The organism is Flagellimonas olearia, assembly GCF_004150225.1.
GTDB classification, from domain to species: Bacteria; Bacteroidota; Bacteroidia; order Flavobacteriales; family Flavobacteriaceae; genus Flagellimonas; species Flagellimonas olearia.
This window is the reverse complement of record NZ_ML142907.1, coordinates 418,609-434,832: the sequence shown is the minus strand read 5'-3', so window position 1 is coordinate 434,832 and position 16,224 is coordinate 418,609. Positions and strand designations below refer to the sequence as shown.

Below are 16,224 nucleotides of genomic sequence, written 5' to 3'. Positions count from 1 at the left end.
ATGGTTTTAAAATTGAAATAGGCATCAATCCATGATGGCAGAGTCCAGCAGTTCTTGTAACTGGGTTTTGGAGAACACTTGGGTTCCCTTGACCACCATATAAATGTGTTGCGTATTGCGAATATCTTCCAAAGGATTATCATCCAAAATCACCAAATCCGATACGTTTCCTTTGGAAACACTACCATAGTTGTTGGATCTATCCAAAAACTGTGCACCGTTATAGGCTGATGTACGCAACGCATCCAAAGGAGGGATTCCGTTCTGCACCATGGCTTCCAATTCTTTGTGGAGCGAGATACCTGGATAGGTGTAGGAGTTGAAGGCACCACTATCCGAACCCGCCAAGAGTTTCACCCCGGCCTTGTTCAGGGATTGGGCCAGTTGTCCAAAAAAAGTATCCAACTCCTTCCGGTCTTTTCGGACTTCCTCCGATGCACTCATGGCCCGTGTAATCCTTCCTTGATAGGTTTGGATGATTCCTTGCCCCATGTACGTCAGGTAGGGGTCGTTGGAATGGTCCACCTCATCCAAATAGCTCAATGTTTTTCCAATATGCAGCGTAGGGACCACGAAGACATCATGATCTTTCAACATGGTAAAAGTCTTTTGTGCGGTTGAGTCTGAATACGCTTGCATTAGTGCGGGCATGGCATCCCAAAAGCCCATTTTTCCGGATTTAAGTTTTTCCGTTACCTCCAGCTCATTGCTGGCGCACCCTTTCATGATATAATAGAGGTGTTCCATGGCATCCATGCCAGCCTCCACAGTTTCCTTCAATGTAACCGTAAAAGGCATGTGGCCAGAGACGGTCATCCCTCTTATTTGGGTCTCTTTGATGGCGTTGAGGTAATTCCCACCCGAAATCTGGCTGTCATAAAGTTTGACGAAATCAACCTGCAATTCCTGAAGGGAATCCAAGGCATTCTTCACATCTTCTTCAGTTTCCACCTCAAGGGAGCCCGCCCATGTGGCATTGGGACCATCAATTTTTGGCCCCGATATATAAATGGTAGGTCCCACCAAATCCTCGGATGCAATCTGGTTTTTCCATTGGATGACGGAAGGCGTGAGATCACCGCCTGCGTCACGAACCGTAGTAATCCCATTGGTAATGAACAGTTTCAAAAAGTTTTTGTTGTTGGCCACCAGCGAATCACCACCTCTAAGATGAATGTGATTGTCCCAAAAACCGGGAAGTACAAATTTTCCGGTAGCGTCCATAAGAGTATCGGGCTCGAAGGTGTTCTCGGTACCTACATCCAGAATTGCCTGGATTTTCCCATTGGAAATAAAGATGTCCTGGGTCTCCACGGTCCCTGTTTCAAGATGGATGACCTGCGCATTGGTTATGGCTAGGTCCACCTGTTGTTTGGAATTTTTGTCCATACAGGCCAAGGCGAGTAGGATCAATGTGGATATTCCCAATGTTTTGATGCTATGTTTCATCTTCCTAAGGTTCGGTATTTGATGTTTTGGGCCGACATTCCCACAATCTCAGCTATCCGTTTCTGTCGGGTATCTTCCCGCTTGGCCTGATTGAGCCAATACAAGTAGCTTTTACGCTGACTGTGGGTGAAGTTTTCAAAATTCTTTTTTGCCTTTTTATTTTGGTTGAATGCCCGTTGAAGGTCCTCGGGCACCACTCCATTTTCTACATCGTCCAATGCGGACCAAGAGCCATTCTCTTTGGCAACTTGTATGGCGGTCAAGCCACTTTTGTGCATCAATTTTTGGGCTTTCAAGTCTTTGATGTGCTCTTTGTTGAGTTTACTCCATACACTCTTGGGTTTTCTGGGACAGAAATATTGTCTCCGTTTGCCATCCCCCAGACTTTTCACCGTACTGTCTATCCACCCGTAGCAAAGGGCAACCCTCACGGCCTCCTCCCATCGCATGCTTTCCATATGGTGCTCCACCTTGTATAAAATGACATGGATGCCATCCGAGCTGTCATGGTTTTCGTGCAGCCACTCGCGCCATTCGGAATCGTTTTGGAAATAGTGTTCGGGAAGTTCGTTCACATCAGATTTTTTCGGTTTCGATATAAAAATTAGGGTCAAAAATCAACTCATTCCCCTTGAGGGATTCGGTTTTCCATTCTGAATTTGGGAAGAGCCATTGCTCGTTGCCATCCACAAAGACACGAATGGGCATATCAAAATCTTCCACAATATCCACATACCTGTAGGTTATGGAACTCCCTTTTTGTTGGTATTCAAACTTTGGAATCATGGTGGTGCGCAGATACTGGTTGAAAAAAGCGGAAAGGTCTTTTTTGGTCTTTTTGCTGATGTAGTCCTCAATTTGCTGTGTGGTCACGGTTTTGTGGTAGAACTCGCTGTTGAGTCCCCTTAAAATTTGGCGCCACAATTCATCATCCTCGATGAGTTGGCGGAGGGTATGGAGCATATTGGCTCCTTTGTAGTACATGTCTCCCGAACCTGCTTGGTTGACATCATAATGACCAATAATTGGTTGGTCATTCCGAATATTGGCACGGGTACCCACTACATATTCCGAAGCGGCTTTGGGCCCGTAATGGAAATCCAGATAGAGGTTTTCGGAATAGGCCGTAAAGCCTTCATGGATCCACATATCGGCAATGTCCTTGTAAGTGATGTTGTTGGCAAACCACTCGTGGCCCGCTTCATGGATGATGATAAAATCAAACTTAAGTCCCCATCCGGAACCCGAAAGATCACGTCCTAGATAGCCATTGGCGTATTGGTTGCCGTAGGTGACCGAACTTTGGTGTTCCATCCCCAAATAAGGCACTTCCACCAGTTTAAACCCATCTTCGTAAAAAGGGTAGGGGCCAAACCAATGTTCAAAGGCTTTGAGCATCATTGGGGTCTGTTTGAATTGCGCCTTGGCTTTTTCCAGATTTTCGGGAAGCACATAATAAGCCACATCCAAAAAACCTTTTTCACCGTCGTATTTTTCACCAAAATGAACATAGTTACCCATGTTCACATTCACTCCATAATTGTTGATGGGATTGGCCACGAACCAGTTGTAGGTCTTAAAATCGCCATTTTCCTCCACACTTTCCAGTTTTCCGTTGGAAACATCCATTAAATCTTTCGGGACGGTTGCACGGATCCGCATACTGTCCACCTCATCGTACATATGATCCTTGTTGGGCCACCACACACTGGCACCCAATCCTTGGCAGGATGTGGCCACAAAAGGATTTCCCTGGGTATCTTCTTTCCAGGAAAAACCACCGTCCCAAGGGGCTCTTACGGCTTCACGGGGATAACCGGAAAAATGGATGTCAATGGTATTGAACTCACCCGGAACCTGTTCCTTTTTCAAGGTAATGAAGTGTGCATTTCCGTCGGAAGTGACCTCTAGCGCTTGATTATCTTGGGTCACGGATGTTATTTGCATGGGTTCCTGCAAATCAATTTGCAACACTTTTGCGGCGTTGAGCACTTTGTAGCGCACCAGATTGTGTCCTGAGATGAACTTTTTTTCAGGCTCAATCTTTACATTGAGGTCATAGTAATTCAAATCCCACCATGCCCGTTCTGGGGTAATGCTTCCCCTTAGGGTGTCCTGACGGGTAAAATTTTGGGCGGATGCGGTGCAAACTCCCAATATGAATGCTGATAGTATAAAATAGTGTTTCATATCCATTCTATAAAAGCATCTCAACCGGACGCGTCATTCGTTTTATCTAAAAACCTTGTTTGGAAAAACTACCGGACTTTCATGTCCATTTTTGCCCACTGCTGCCACGCCAAAGAAAAAGTTGTCAATGACAATGCCGTTGAGGGTGTACTCATCAATATCTCCTACGTATCTATGGTGGTCCCAAGTAGGTGAGGTGGTATCCCTCCAATAAATCTTGTATCCTACAGCACCGTCTACCTTGCTCCATTTTAATTTGGCTGCAGGTTCTACAATTCCTCCTATTTCAACGGTTGTCGGTGCGGGAGGTGCCCAAGCTATGGAAGCCAAATTGATCGCATTTACGGTAGTCAATTTTTTGGCATACCCAAAGTTTACATGTTCCAGGACATCGCCATAGGCGATACCATCCTCCAAACGGATATCCTGATGCTGTTGGGTATAGTTTTCATGGGCTTCCATGATACGTATCCCCGCAAAACCGGCATCATTGAAGGGTCTGTGATGCCCACCACGTCCAAAACGGTCCAAGCGATAGATGAGCATGGGGTTCATCTCGGGCATATAGGTCTTGGTGGTTTTGTAAACATATCGGGCCAATTGGCGTGAGATACCGTCCACTTCACCACCATAAAAACGTCGGGCGCGTCTTTCTTCCTCGGTTTCAGTAGGGGGAACGGGTTCCGAGAAAATTCGGAAATCCCTATTGCTGACCACACCATCCACTCCGGTGATGTTACCGATCATGTCGTTGTTGAAAATCCCAACAATGTCCCAGCTGTTTTGCTTGGCATGCGCGGCCAAGCCCCTGCCACCATAAAGTCCTTGTTCTTCTCCCGAAAGTCCAACAAAAATGATACTGCTCTCAAACGAATATTGGGAAAGCACCCTTGCGGCTTCTATAGTTCCTGCCATGCCACTGGCATTGTCGTTGGCTCCCGGTGAGTCCGAAGTAAAGTTATTGGGGTCACTCACCCGTGAATCAATATCCCCACTCATGATGATGAAGCGGTTGGGGTATTTGGTGCCCCGTTTGATGGCCACCACGTTTACTACCCAAACATCCTTTACAATCCGGGCACCTTCGCCTTTTTTGATCAGGTCCTTTTGGTAGAAAACTTCCAAACAGTCATTGCAATCGGAAGAAATGTTTTCGAATTCTGATTTGATCCATCGTCTTGCAGCGCCTATGCCACGGGTTTGGGAAAGCGTATCGCTCAAGGTATGTCTGGTGCCGAAGTTGACCAAGGTGGTTACATCTTTTTCTATGCGTTCCGCGGAAACCGCATTGATGATGTCATATATACGGGTGTCATCCTGTGCTGTTAGAATGGATAAACAAAATAGTAAAAAAATAAACGCTATGCTTTGTTTCATTAAAATGGATTTTAGTGACCAACGATTTCAATAAAGACCCCATCAGGATCTTGAATAAGGATAAAAGTCCTTCCATCAGGTAGTTTTATAGGGGTGTCCCCCAAAAATTCGATATTGTTTTCGCGGATTCGTTTTATGATGTCTTCTGTGGATTTTATAAAGAAGGTAGTGTACTGCATTCCGTTTTGGTCCTGTATGTGTTTGTCAAAACGGGTTTTATCATTTCCGAACGACACCAATTTGTACTCCGTGGCATCCGGACTGTTCTTGAGCTTTAAAATTTTTACCAACAAAGGTCTTCCGCCGGTCAATCCCGAAGCTTTTCCAAAGGAACCGTTCAAATCCAGTTCGCCGGTTTCTTCCATGCCCATGATATTGGTATAGAATTCAATGGAGGCTTCGAGGTCCGAGACGACCACTCCTATGGATACGGTCAGGTTTTCATAGTCATCTTGGGCACGTACGCTACTGAAAGTCAATACTAGAATGAGACAGAAAAGATAGTGGGTTTTCATAAAGAGGCTTTTTTAGAAATCCCATGAAAGTAGCAAAAAGACTCATCGTAAAAAAGTGACTTTTGCAATTTTTCCATTTTCAACCTCATAGATGGCCACGGCATGTACCACAGAATCATTGACGGTGACCTGTTCTTCATCGATGACCTTGTTCCCGATCACCATACGGTTTTTTATCTTACAGTGAAGATTGGGGGTGCTTTCGAAGAACGAATCGTACCGTACCCTCATATCCGTTTTACCCTTACTGGTAACTTGGTTGGGAAAATTATTGAGGGAGATATGGTCCGAGTAAGTATCCATAAAGGCATCAATGTCGCGAGCATTGTAGGCATCCAATTGTTCTTGTACAACAGCCTCTGCATCTGAGGTTTCCTGATCGGGAAAAATATAGGTCATGGAGGTGATGAGTCCTCCTTCAATGGTATAGAGTGCCACTTGGTGGCCTTGTCTACCATCAACCATGGTGATTTCCTCATCAATCACTTTATTTCCAATGGCAATTCGTTTGATCACTTCAACCTTTGCGTTTTTGGTGTTGGTGTAAAACCGTTCGTAATTGGCCAACATCTTGGGTTTTCCCACATACATGGTATCGTTGGGAAAGCGTTGTGCCAAGACATCATCTGTATAGCAGGAAACAAATCCATCCAAATCTCTTTTGTTGAAGGTGTCCACTTGTCTTTGCACAATTTCCATGGGCGAAATTTCCGTGACCAAGGCCAATCGCGTTCCGCTGGGATTTACGGCCATTCGGGATATTTTAAAGACTTGCTCTCGGTCAAAAAACTGAAAATCTTTGGTATCCCCAGTTTTTGGATTATAGAGGGAAATCCGGTTGTCATTGGGGATAAGGAGTGCGCCATTGGGTAGCCATACCATATCTTCCATTGGGTTGACCAAGGTTAGGATGGTATCGATTTTATCATCGGTTACATCAAGGGATTTGATTTCCCATAGTTGGTTTTTTGAGGACCCTTTGCTGATAAAACTTACCAAATCTGAACCCGGAATTTTATGAAGGGAGCGCCCAACATTCTTATGCACTATACGGTGGGAGCCGTCATCAAGGTCGATCACCGCCAAATCCATTCGGTCTGCAACCAATACTGTGGATACTAAAATATGGTCATTGTACCACACATGATAACCAATTTTCAAATCGGAAATGGGTTCGGATTCCCCGGTTTTGATATCATATTCATACAATCGTTGCAGTCCATCCAGGTCCAATCGAATGGCCGATATGTTATCTTTTCCAGGTATTCTCAAAGGTGAATATTCGCTTCCCGTAGGGGTATTGGTCATCCAGGAAGAGGTGCTTCCTTGGTTGATGTTGAACCGTAAGATATCCGTTTGCTCCGCCCTTGTTGAAGAGAACAATACCGTGTCATCATCCCAAAACGAAGGCTGGTTGTCATAACCATGATTGTTGGATATATTCTTGGGATTGGACAATGGAGCACCCTTGGTATCCATATCGAGGTCAAAAAGGTAGACCTCGGTATTTGCCTGACCGTAGCTCAGGAAGGTTCCCAGCAAACAAAGCAAAAAACAAAATCGCTGCATCATGGTTTTGCAAACCGTTTTAAAAGTTCCCGTACCCTTTTGGTGTTTTCAACATGATATTTGGCTTGGGTCTTTTTAAGCCCCACTTTAACGGTGATGGCCGAGTCGGGAAGTTCTTGGAACATAAATTCATCGGTCCAATCATCGCCAATGGCAAACACAAAATCATAGTCATCCTCTCCCAGCATGCGCACTGCGGCTCTACCTTTGTTTACATTACTGCTTTTGACTTCCATGACCTTGTTTCCGTTAAGAACGCTAATATCGTCATTCCCGATAAGACTGGTCAAGACTGTGTTCAATTCCGTGGCCCTTTTTTCACCAAAGTCAGGGTCGGTGTTTCGGTAATGCCACGCCATGGAGTAGTTTTTCTCCTCGATAAAGGATCCGGGCGTTCGATCCACAAAAGATTCCAGTACCGGTTTGATTTTTTCCATCCACTCGCTCTTTACATTTTCCAAGAGTTTGAAGTCCTCACCATCCTTGGAAATCCAAACCCCATGCTCCACGATCATATTGTATTTTTTGGGAAGGAACCACCTGCCAAAGGTCTGCTTGTCCCTACCGCTGATCAAAAAGAGGGTGGTATTGTCCTGTTCGTGCAATTGGTCCAGTAGGGCGTATAGCTCCTCATCGGGTAATGCCTTTTGGGGGTCCTTGTGGAACCCGGCCAAAGTACCATCATAATCCAAGAACAACAGCCGCTTTGAAGAGTCAGCGTACTCCTTGGAGATGGTGTTGAGGCAGTCGTTTGTGATTTTTTGGGAAATATAGGCGTGTCCCGCTGTTTTCTTCTGGTTGAGTGCACTCATAAATTCGTTGGCCCACACTTCCACATTGTAACGTTCCAACCGTTTTTGGAGGAAGGTATTTCGGGATTGCTGCTCTTCCAGAGGCATGGTAATAGCCTGGCGCAAGGTATCTGCCTGTTGTTCAAAATTATTGGGGTTGATCAATAGGGCCTCGTTCATTTCATAGGCAGAGCCGGCCATTTCACTCAAAATAAGCACTCCCGACTTGTCTGTTCGAGTGGCAATGTATTCCTTGGCCACGAGGTTCATCCCATCGCGAAGCGGGGTAAGCCATGCAATGTCACTGGAAGTATATAGGTCGATGAGGTTTTCAAAGGGAAGGGAACGGTAAAAATACCAGATAGGGGTCCAGTTCACGGTGGATAGTTCCCCATTGATACGCCCCACCAACTCATCAATTTCTTTCTTGAGCAATTGGTATTGGGGAACGTTGGAACGCGAGGGCACCGCAAGAATGATCAACCGCACCTTTTCCTTGTACTCTGGATACTTGTTGAGAAAATACTCAAAGGCATTGATACGCTTGGCAATACCTTTACTGTAATCCAAACGGTCTATGGAGAGAATCAATTTAGTGTCCGGGGCAGAGGCTTTATGATCGTCCAGCCGTTGTTGTAGATCGCTTCTGTTGTCTTTTTTCCGTTCTCCCTGAACCAAAGCGGCATCCCTGAACTTTTTGTAATCGATGCCCATGGGGAAGGAATCCACCTTGATGACACGGTTGTCCATGAAAATCTCGTTAAAGCTTACTTCCATTCCCAATAATCTCCGCACCGAACTCAGAAAATGCCTTTCATAGTCGTAGGTGTGGAACCCAATAAGGTCGGACCCCAACAAACCTTCCAATATTTCCTCACGCCAAGGGAGGGTCCTGAAAATCTCGTAAGAAGGAAAAGGGATGTGCAAAAAGAACCCAATGGAGGTATTGGGCCGTTTCTCCCTCACCATTTGTGGAACCAGCATCAACTGATAGTCGTGTACCCAAATGGTATCGTCCTCATCCGATTGTTCAATGATGGCATCCGCGAATTTCTGGTTTACGGCCTTGTAGGTGTTCCAAAAATCCAGCTCAAATTCGGAATACTTCAAAAAATAATGGAAAAGGGGCCATATGGTCCTATTGCTGAATCCAAAATAAAAACCGTCCACTTCCTGGGCATTCAGTTTTACCTTGGCACATCCATTCTCTTTCAGGGCCTTATCAATATCGTCCTCAAGTTCTGGTGGGGTGTCCTCATCGGTGAGCCCCGACCAACCTATCCAAAGACTCTCACTGCCACTATGCACGGATTTCATTCCGGTGGCCAATCCTCCTACACTGGGGATAGCGCTAATGCTTCCATTGTTGATTTGCAATTGAACGGGCAGTCGATTTGAGATTATGATAGTTTTGGCCATAAAAGGGTGTTTTTTGACAGGTTTTACTTTTAAGTTTCTTTAAATTTCGGGAAATTCGACTGTAAAAGCAATTCATTCTAAACCTTTTGAGGATAATTAGCCTATGGAGAACCTGGATTATGGAATTATTGGAAATTGTAGGAGTGCGGCCTTGATCTCAAAAACGGGCTCGCTGGATTGGTGTTGTCTGCCCCAATTTGATTCCACTTCCGTCTTTGCAAAGTTGTTGGATGAGCAAAAAGGAGGAAGCTTTGAGTTTCTGGTGGATGATACTTATGAAATCCATCAACAATACTATGAAAGGACGGCCATATTGATCACACGTTTTTCCCGAGGGGAAGATGTCTTTGAGGTGCATGATTTTATGCCGAGGCACCATAAGCACAACAATGGCAAGTACAATGCCCCGCCCGAAATCGTTCGGTATGTAAAGTATGTTTCGGGAAAGCCGAGTTTTAAGGTGAAGTATGATCCCAAACTGGAGTACGGATTGGGACATACGGAACATCATGTGAAAAAGGATTTTGTGGCAAGCCTCACCCATAAATTAAAGTATGACACCTTGTTCCTTTATACCTCTTTCAACAAGGAAGAGGTGTTGGAGGGCGTGGAGATTCCGTTGAAAGAGGATGGTTATTTTATGGTTTGTTACAACGAAAAGATCCTAAAGCCCACTACGGAAAAAATGGCCTTGGAATTGGAACGTACCAAAGTGTATTGGTTGGATTGGGTGGATAAAACCCCTACCTATAAAAAATTCAACAAGGAGATTGTACGGAGTGCCATTACCCTGAAATTGCTTACTTACGATAAAACGGGGGCGGTTTTGGCCGCCGCCACGACCTCTTTGCCCGAAACCATTGGCGAGGTCCGTAATTGGGACTACCGGTTCTGCTGGATCAGGGATGCCTCCATGGTGATCAAGGTGGTTTCCGAACTGGGGCATAAGAATTCCGCCAAAAGATACCTACAGTTTATCATTGATTTAATGCCGGACAAGGATGAAAAGCTCCAGATTATGTATGGCATCAATCAAGAAAAGAAACTTACAGAGCAGACTTTGGACCATTTGGATGGATACAAAGGCTCAAAACCTGTTCGTATAGGAAATGCGGCCTACAAACAAAAGCAGAACGACATTTACGGCATTCTTATGGATGTCATCTATGAGCAGTTGGTGAAGTTTAGCAATGATATTGAGAATGTGGAGGAACTCTGGAGCATCACCAAAGGGATTGTCTGGATTGTAGGCAAGCACTGGAGGGAGCCGGACAAGGGTATTTGGGAATTCCGAGGGGAAGACAGACATTTTACCTTCTCCAAAGTACTGTGTTGGGTGGCTTTGGACCGGGCCATTAAAGTGGCCAAGATTTTTGGGAAGACCCATAAGATTGAAAAATGGACCGCCCTTGAGCAGGAAATCAAAAGGGATATCCATGAAAATGCTTGGAACAGTGATATCAATGCCTTTGTGCAATCGTATGGTTCCCGCCATTTGGACGCCTCGGTACTGTTGATGGAGCCCTATGGTTTTATCAATGCCCGGGATCCCAAATATGTGAACACGGTACAGGCCATTGAGGAGGGATTGAGCAATGATGGATTATTGTATCGTTATAAGAATGAGGACGATTTCGGCGAACCCTCATCGTCCTTTACCATTTGCACCTTTTGGTTCATCAACAGCCTCTTTAAAATAGGGGAGGAAGAAAAGGCCTTGGAACTTTTTGAACGTTTGCTGGGTCATAGCAATCATTTGGGACTCTTTAGTGAGGATATTGATTTTAAGACCAAGCGCTTGTTGGGTAATTTCCCACAGGCGTATTCCCATTTGGCTTTGATCGAATGTGCCATCAACTTTTCAAGAAAACAGAGCGAAGAAAAAATATTGGAATCTATAGCGTAGGTTCCGGAGCCATCAATTTTTTGGCAATGGTTTTGATTTTTTCCAATAGCCACCCCAAATGTTCCATGGTGGTAAAGGGGTTCATTAAACTGGTCCTTAGGTAATGCACTCCCCTTAGTTGGGTCTGGACCATGTAAAATTCTCCATCCTCCAGAAGTTGTTGTCGGATGGATTGGTTCAGGCTGTTGAGCTGTTCCAAACTCAGTTGAGGTGCCACATACCGGAAACAGAGAATATTGGACATGGGTTCAATGGCCAACTCAAAATTAGGATCATTATGTATCCATTGGGCAAATTCTTTTCCCAAATCATACAATTTGGTCACATTTTGGTCAAAAATGTCATCCCCGTATAGTTTTAGTAAAATGTACCAATGTAGGCCCATCATGGATTTGGTGCACTCAAAAGTCCTTTTCCCTCCATTGTACCAATCTTCCTCATCCGTATGGGTCAATAAGTAGTCCGCTTTTTGAACAAAGGTGGTGTGCGAATGAATACCTTCCCGGTACAGAAGTGCCGTGGTAAGGGTGGGCATCATCAGCATTTTGTGTCCATCTATGACCACGGAATCCGATTTTTCAATCCCTTTGAGTAGATGCTTGTATTTCTCGGAGAAGATGACAGCACCTCCGTGGGCGCCATCCACATGAAACCACAACCCTTTTTCTTCTGCGAACCGGGAAATGGCCTCCAAATCGTCATAAATACCCGTTGCGGTGGATGGAGCGCTGCCCACGATTGCAAAGATGTGGACCCCATCTTCCAGAGCTTTGGTATAACACTCATCTAATTTGGAAATGTCCATGGTAAAATCCTTTGTGACTGGAACTTTAATGATGCCTTGGTCTCCCAAACCCATGATACGTGCCGCACGGTCCACACAATAATGGGCTTCTTCGCTTACCATGATACCCAGTTGTTGGGAGCTGCCTTCAGTCCATACGTTGTGCTTTGCCTTGGCTTTTCGCGCCGATAGCAGGGCGGTCATATTGGCCAGGGTTCCGCCTGATGTCAGCAACCCTCTGGAAGCTTCCCCATAACCCACTTTTTTGCAAATATGATCTGTAACGATGCGCTCCATGGCCGTGGGGGACATTCCCATTTCGTAAACTGCCATTCCGTTGTTCAACAAAGAGGCCAGTAAGCCAGTCAAGGCGGTAATTGGGGCAGGAACGCCCACTTGGTGCCCAATATATTTGGGATGATGGGTATGGGTGGTTCTTTGTATGACCTTTTCAAAGAAATCGTCTGCATTTCCGTTGTTGAAAAAATCCTTCCAAGATTCCAATTCAACACTGGGTTCGGCCCAATCAATGGTCTTTGGGTTTTTCCCTGAGGTGGTGTTGTCGATATGGTCGCCCAAAAGATCTATCAATCGGTGACCCATTTCCCTAAATTGCCTTTGGTCATAAAGGGATTCCATAGTATTCCTTTCCATAGGATAAAGGTATGCTGTCCATACAACCTTGCAAAATAGGATATAAAAAAAACCGCCCTAAAAGGGCGGCTCTTCAGTTGTTTTGTTTCAAAAAACAATTGCATCAGTCAAAGGTATACCCATTATCTGCAGCAACTTTATCCGCAATTTGCGTGCGAAGTGCCACAACATTGGGCTGGTTAGTATATTTTGTGAAACGTTTCAGTCCCATGAGCATCATGCGCTGTTCATCTCCCTCGGCAAAAGAAACTATGGCTTCTTTTCCTTTTTGGATGACAATATCCACGGCTCTGTACAAATAGAGTTTGGACATGGCAATTTGCGTGGCTTGGGCTTCTTCACCAAAACGTTTTGCATTTTTCTCGGTACGGAGGATGGTGGACTCTGCCAAATACACCTGAATCAGAATATCCGCAGCGGATTGTAACAACATCTGGTGCTGTTCCAAATCCGGACCAAATTTTTGAACAGCGCTACCGGCGATCATAAGAAAGACCTTTTTCATCCGGGCCACCAAATCTTTCTCTTCGGAGAACAGTTGGGAAAAGTCAGGGGTATCAAATGATGGAATGCCCATCAATTCCTCACCAACGGCAGTGGCAGGACCTAAAAGGTCCACATGGCCTTTCATGGCCTTTTTCACCAACATGCCCACGGCCAACATACGGTTGATTTCGTTGGTTCCCTCATAAATCCGTGAAATACGGGCATCACGCCAAGCAGATTCCATTGGAGTGTCAGCACTAAAGCCCATCCCCCCAAAAATTTGGATACCTTCATCCGTAGTGTGTTGCACATGCTCGGATACGGCCACTTTTAAAATGGAACATTCAATGGCGTATTCTTCAACACCTTTAAGTTCCGCTTCTTGGTGCGAGTTGCCTTCGGACTCCCGAATGGCAATCCGGTCCTCGATATTCTTAGCCGCTCGGTAGGAAGCGGATTCATCCACGTAGGCATTAGTGGCCATATCGGCGATTTTGGCCTTGATGGCCCCAAAGTTCATAATGGGAGTTTTAAACTGAATACGCTCATTGGCATATTTGGTCGCTTCATTGAGCACCCGTCTTTGGGCTTCCAAACAGGCGGCGGCCAACTTAATCCGACCAATGTTCAGGGCATTCATGGCAATCTTGAATCCATTTCCTCTTTCAGAAAGCATATTTTCAACAGGCACCCTGGTCTCATTGAAGAACACCTGTCGGGTAGAGGAGGAGTGGATGCCCAGTTTCTTTTCCTCATCGCCCAATGTGATGCCATTCTCCGGATTGTTCTCAACAATGAAACCGGTGATGTTCTTGTCATCCTCGATTCGGGCAAAAACAATGAACATATTGCAGAACCCCGCGTTGGAAATCCACATTTTTTGACCTGTAATGCTGTAATATTTGCCATCATCGGACAAAACGGCCTTGGTTTTCCCTGAATTGGCATCGGAACCAGCGCCGGGTTCGGTGAGGCAATAGGCGCCAAACCATTCACCAGAGGCAAGCCTGGGGACGTATTTTTGTTTTTGTTCCTCGGTACCGTACAGGGTAATGGGCATGGTCCCGATTCCGGTATGTGCCCCAAAGGCCGTACTAAAGGAGCCTGTAGCCCCTGAAATGTAGTCGCAGACCAGCATGGTGGAGACAAAGCCCATTCCCATTCCGCCATAGGCTTCGGGAACGGCAACGCTCAATAGGCCCAGTTCACCAGCCTTGCGCATACATTCTTCAGTATAGGCGTAGTCTTTTTTCTCGAAACGTTCCCAATGCGCCCAAAGTTCCCGATCTACGAATTCCTTGGTACTTTCGCGCATCATTTTTTGTTCTTCGGTAAGGTCTTCAAGGGTGAAAACATCCTCACATGGGGTTTCCTTTACCAGAAATTGACCTCCTCTTAAAATGTCTTTATTTTTTGTTTCTGTGCTCATCTTTATAAGATTTCAGATTCAAGAGACAAGAATCAGGACTTATTTCAATCCATCTTGAAAGCTTGATATCATTTTTTGTAGTTGTTGGACTTTATGTTCTAAAAATTCAAATTTCTCTATGGAAATGTACTTTTGGTTCAAGGCAATAATTAATTGGGTTTCCCACTCAAAACTAGAGCCAAGACTTACTTCTATATAATTATTAAAATGCTTATTTGTTGATTTGCTTGTACCTTCGGCAATATTAGATGGAATGGATACTGCACAACGGGTCATTTGGGATACAAGATTGAATTTTTCCATAGCCGGAAATTCTTTTATCATTTGATAAGTTTCATCAACCAAAATCATCCCTTCCTGCCAAATTTTAAGTTTTTTAAAATTATGTCTTCCCATAGTCTTGAATCTTGCCTCTATCCGTCTTGGTTCCTAAGCTAAAAATTCAAATATACCCGCAGCACCTTGTCCAGTTCCCACGCACATGGTCACCATACCGTACTTGCCTTTCATGTCGCGTTTCCGCATTTCATCAAAGAGTTGTACGGATAATTTTGCCCCTGTACACCCCAATGGATGCCCCAATGCAATGGCACCGCCATTCACATTGACAATTTCAGGGTTTAGGTCCAGCTCACGGATCACGGCCAAGGACTGAGAGGCAAAGGCCTCGTTCAATTCGATCAATTCGATGTCACTTTGCTTCATTCCGGCCTGTTTTAGGGCCTTTGGAATAGCTTTTACCGGGCCAATTCCCATAATTCTGGGCTCAACCCCCGCAGCGGCATAGTTCACCAATCGGGCAATGGGCTCCAGATTCAATTCTTTCACCATTTCCTCGCTCATCACCATGACAAAGGCTGCACCGTCGCTCATTTGGGAAGAGTTTCCTGCGGTAACACTTCCGCCCGCCGCAAAAACGGGTTTCAACTTGTTCAGGGTAGGAATGTTGGTGCCTTTTCGTGGCCCTTCATCTTTGTTGACCGTGTAACTGGTAGTTTCCTTTTTACCTGCTCCATTGATAAAGGTATGTTCCACTTCAATGGGTACAATCTGGTCTTGGAACCTATTTTCTTCTTGGGCTTTTAGCGCCTTCATGTGTGAATTGTAGGCAAAGACATCCTGGTCTTCCCGGGATACCTTGAACTGTTGGGCCACTGCTTCGGCAGTAAGCCCCATGCCCCAATAATAGTCCTCATGTCCTTCTTTGGCAGTGGCATAATCCGGGGTGGGTTTGTAGCCTCCCATGGGAATGTAGCTCATGCTCTCCGCACCTCCTGCAATGATACAATCTGCCATTCCGGATTGGATTTTTGCGGTGGCAATTCCAATGGTTTCAAGTCCAGAGGCACAATATCTATTGACGGTCACTCCCGGAACATCTTCAATATCCAATCCCATCAAAGAGATAAGCCGGGCCATATTTAACCCTTGTTCTGCTTCCGGCATGGCGTTACCCACAATGACATCGTCTATGCGTTTTTTGTCCAACTGCGGTAGTTCCTTCATCATGTGTTCAATGGTCTCAGCGGCCAGTTCATCGGGTCTTTTAAAACGGAACAGTCCCCGTGGCGCTTTGCCCACTGCGGTCCGGTATGCTTTTACGATATATGCTGTTTTCATTTTTTTAGATTTTTAGATTCAAGAACCAAGAGAAA

12 protein-coding genes are annotated in these 16,224 nt (G+C 45.2%); 1 reads left to right on the top strand and 11 read right to left on the bottom strand.

The features are described from left to right. Window positions 1-24: 24 nt before the first annotated feature. The 7 genes from DN53_RS01995 to DN53_RS01965 are packed head-to-tail and all read right to left on the bottom strand — an operon-like array spanning window position 25 to window position 9,310. On the bottom strand, window positions 25-1,449 hold the full coding sequence (locus tag DN53_RS01995; RefSeq protein WP_129652739.1) for an amidohydrolase family protein: 1,425 nt from the start codon (window positions 1,447-1,449) through the stop codon (window positions 25-27). Continuing rightward, the gene (locus DN53_RS01990; RefSeq protein WP_129652738.1) at window positions 1,446-2,024 is read right to left on the bottom strand and encodes a YdeI/OmpD-associated family protein; all 579 of its coding nucleotides are present in this window, start codon (window positions 2,022-2,024) and stop codon (window positions 1,446-1,448) included. The genes DN53_RS01995 and DN53_RS01990 overlap by 4 nt, the downstream gene beginning before the upstream one ends. A 1-nt stretch (window position 2,025) precedes the next feature. After that, window positions 2,026-3,639 (bottom strand): M1 family metallopeptidase, encoded by a 1,614-nt coding sequence (locus tag DN53_RS01985; protein WP_129652737.1) that lies wholly within the window; start codon window positions 3,637-3,639, stop codon window positions 2,026-2,028. A gap of 42 nt (window positions 3,640-3,681) precedes the next feature. After that, window positions 3,682-5,016, bottom strand: a complete 1,335-nt coding sequence (locus tag DN53_RS01980; RefSeq protein ID WP_129652736.1) for a M28 family peptidase — start codon at window positions 5,014-5,016, stop codon at window positions 3,682-3,684. A gap of 11 nt (window positions 5,017-5,027) precedes the next feature. Further along, window positions 5,028-5,531 (bottom strand): VOC family protein, encoded by a 504-nt coding sequence (locus DN53_RS01975; RefSeq protein WP_129652735.1) that lies wholly within the window; start codon window positions 5,529-5,531, stop codon window positions 5,028-5,030. A 42-nt stretch (window positions 5,532-5,573) separates the two neighbouring features. Next, window positions 5,574-7,103, bottom strand: a complete 1,530-nt coding sequence (locus DN53_RS01970; RefSeq protein WP_242502045.1) for a nuclear transport factor 2 family protein — start codon at window positions 7,101-7,103, stop codon at window positions 5,574-5,576. Further along, window positions 7,100-9,310: a bifunctional alpha,alpha-trehalose-phosphate synthase (UDP-forming)/trehalose-phosphatase gene (locus DN53_RS01965; protein ID WP_129652734.1), complete on the bottom strand. Its 2,211-nt coding sequence runs from the start codon at window positions 9,308-9,310 to the stop codon at window positions 7,100-7,102. The genes DN53_RS01970 and DN53_RS01965 overlap by 4 nt, the downstream gene beginning before the upstream one ends. 103 nt (window positions 9,311-9,413) lie before the next feature. Here DN53_RS01965 and DN53_RS01960 point away from each other — a divergent pair, with 103 nt between their 5' ends. After that, a complete protein-coding gene (locus tag DN53_RS01960; RefSeq protein WP_129652733.1) occupies window positions 9,414-11,216 on the top strand; it encodes a glycoside hydrolase family 15 protein in 1,803 nt (600 codons plus the stop codon). Here DN53_RS01960 and DN53_RS01955 read toward each other — a convergent pair. The 4 genes from DN53_RS01955 to DN53_RS01940 all read right to left on the bottom strand — a co-directional run bounded on the left by DN53_RS01955 (window position 11,206) and on the right by DN53_RS01940 (window position 16,189). Continuing rightward, window positions 11,206-12,654, bottom strand: coding sequence for a pyridoxal phosphate-dependent decarboxylase family protein (locus tag DN53_RS01955; RefSeq protein ID WP_129652732.1), 1,449 nt, complete (start codon window positions 12,652-12,654; stop codon window positions 11,206-11,208). The genes DN53_RS01960 and DN53_RS01955 overlap by 11 nt on opposite strands. 103 nt (window positions 12,655-12,757) lie before the next feature. Further along, on the bottom strand, window positions 12,758-14,569 hold the full coding sequence (locus tag DN53_RS01950; RefSeq protein WP_129652731.1) for an acyl-CoA dehydrogenase family protein: 1,812 nt from the start codon (window positions 14,567-14,569) through the stop codon (window positions 12,758-12,760). A 39-nt stretch (window positions 14,570-14,608) separates the two neighbouring features. Next, window positions 14,609-14,965, bottom strand: a complete 357-nt coding sequence (locus tag DN53_RS01945) for a four helix bundle protein (protein WP_129652730.1) — start codon at window positions 14,963-14,965, stop codon at window positions 14,609-14,611. Window positions 14,966-14,998: 33 nt separating this feature from the next. Continuing rightward, entirely contained in the window at window positions 14,999-16,189 is a 1,191-nt protein-coding gene (locus tag DN53_RS01940; protein ID WP_129652729.1) for an acetyl-CoA C-acyltransferase, read from the bottom strand. Window positions 16,190-16,224 lie beyond the last annotated feature (35 nt).

Coding starts and splice junctions, on each gene's coding strand:
- DN53_RS01995 (WP_129652739.1), bottom strand. CDS start 1,449: ATGAAACATAGCATCAAAACATTGGGAATATCCACATTGATCCTACTC.
- DN53_RS01985 (WP_129652737.1), bottom strand. CDS start 3,639: ATGAAACACTATTTTATACTATCAGCATTCATATTGGGAGTTTGCACC.
- DN53_RS01980 (WP_129652736.1), bottom strand. CDS start 5,016: ATGAAACAAAGCATAGCGTTTATTTTTTTACTATTTTGTTTATCCATT.
- DN53_RS01975 (WP_129652735.1), bottom strand. CDS start 5,531: ATGAAAACCCACTATCTTTTCTGTCTCATTCTAGTATTGACTTTCAGT.
- DN53_RS01970 (WP_242502045.1), bottom strand. CDS start 7,103: ATGATGCAGCGATTTTGTTTTTTGCTTTGTTTGCTGGGAACCTTCCTG.
- DN53_RS01965 (WP_129652734.1), bottom strand. CDS start 9,310: ATGGCCAAAACTATCATAATCTCAAATCGACTGCCCGTTCAATTGCAA.
- DN53_RS01960 (WP_129652733.1), top strand. CDS start 9,414: ATGGAGAACCTGGATTATGGAATTATTGGAAATTGTAGGAGTGCGGCC.
- DN53_RS01955 (WP_129652732.1), bottom strand. CDS start 12,654: ATGGAAAGGAATACTATGGAATCCCTTTATGACCAAAGGCAATTTAGG.
- DN53_RS01950 (WP_129652731.1), bottom strand. CDS start 14,569: ATGAGCACAGAAACAAAAAATAAAGACATTTTAAGAGGAGGTCAATTT.
- DN53_RS01945 (WP_129652730.1), bottom strand. CDS start 14,965: ATGGGAAGACATAATTTTAAAAAACTTAAAATTTGGCAGGAAGGGATG.
- DN53_RS01940 (WP_129652729.1), bottom strand. CDS start 16,189: ATGAAAACAGCATATATCGTAAAAGCATACCGGACCGCAGTGGGCAAA.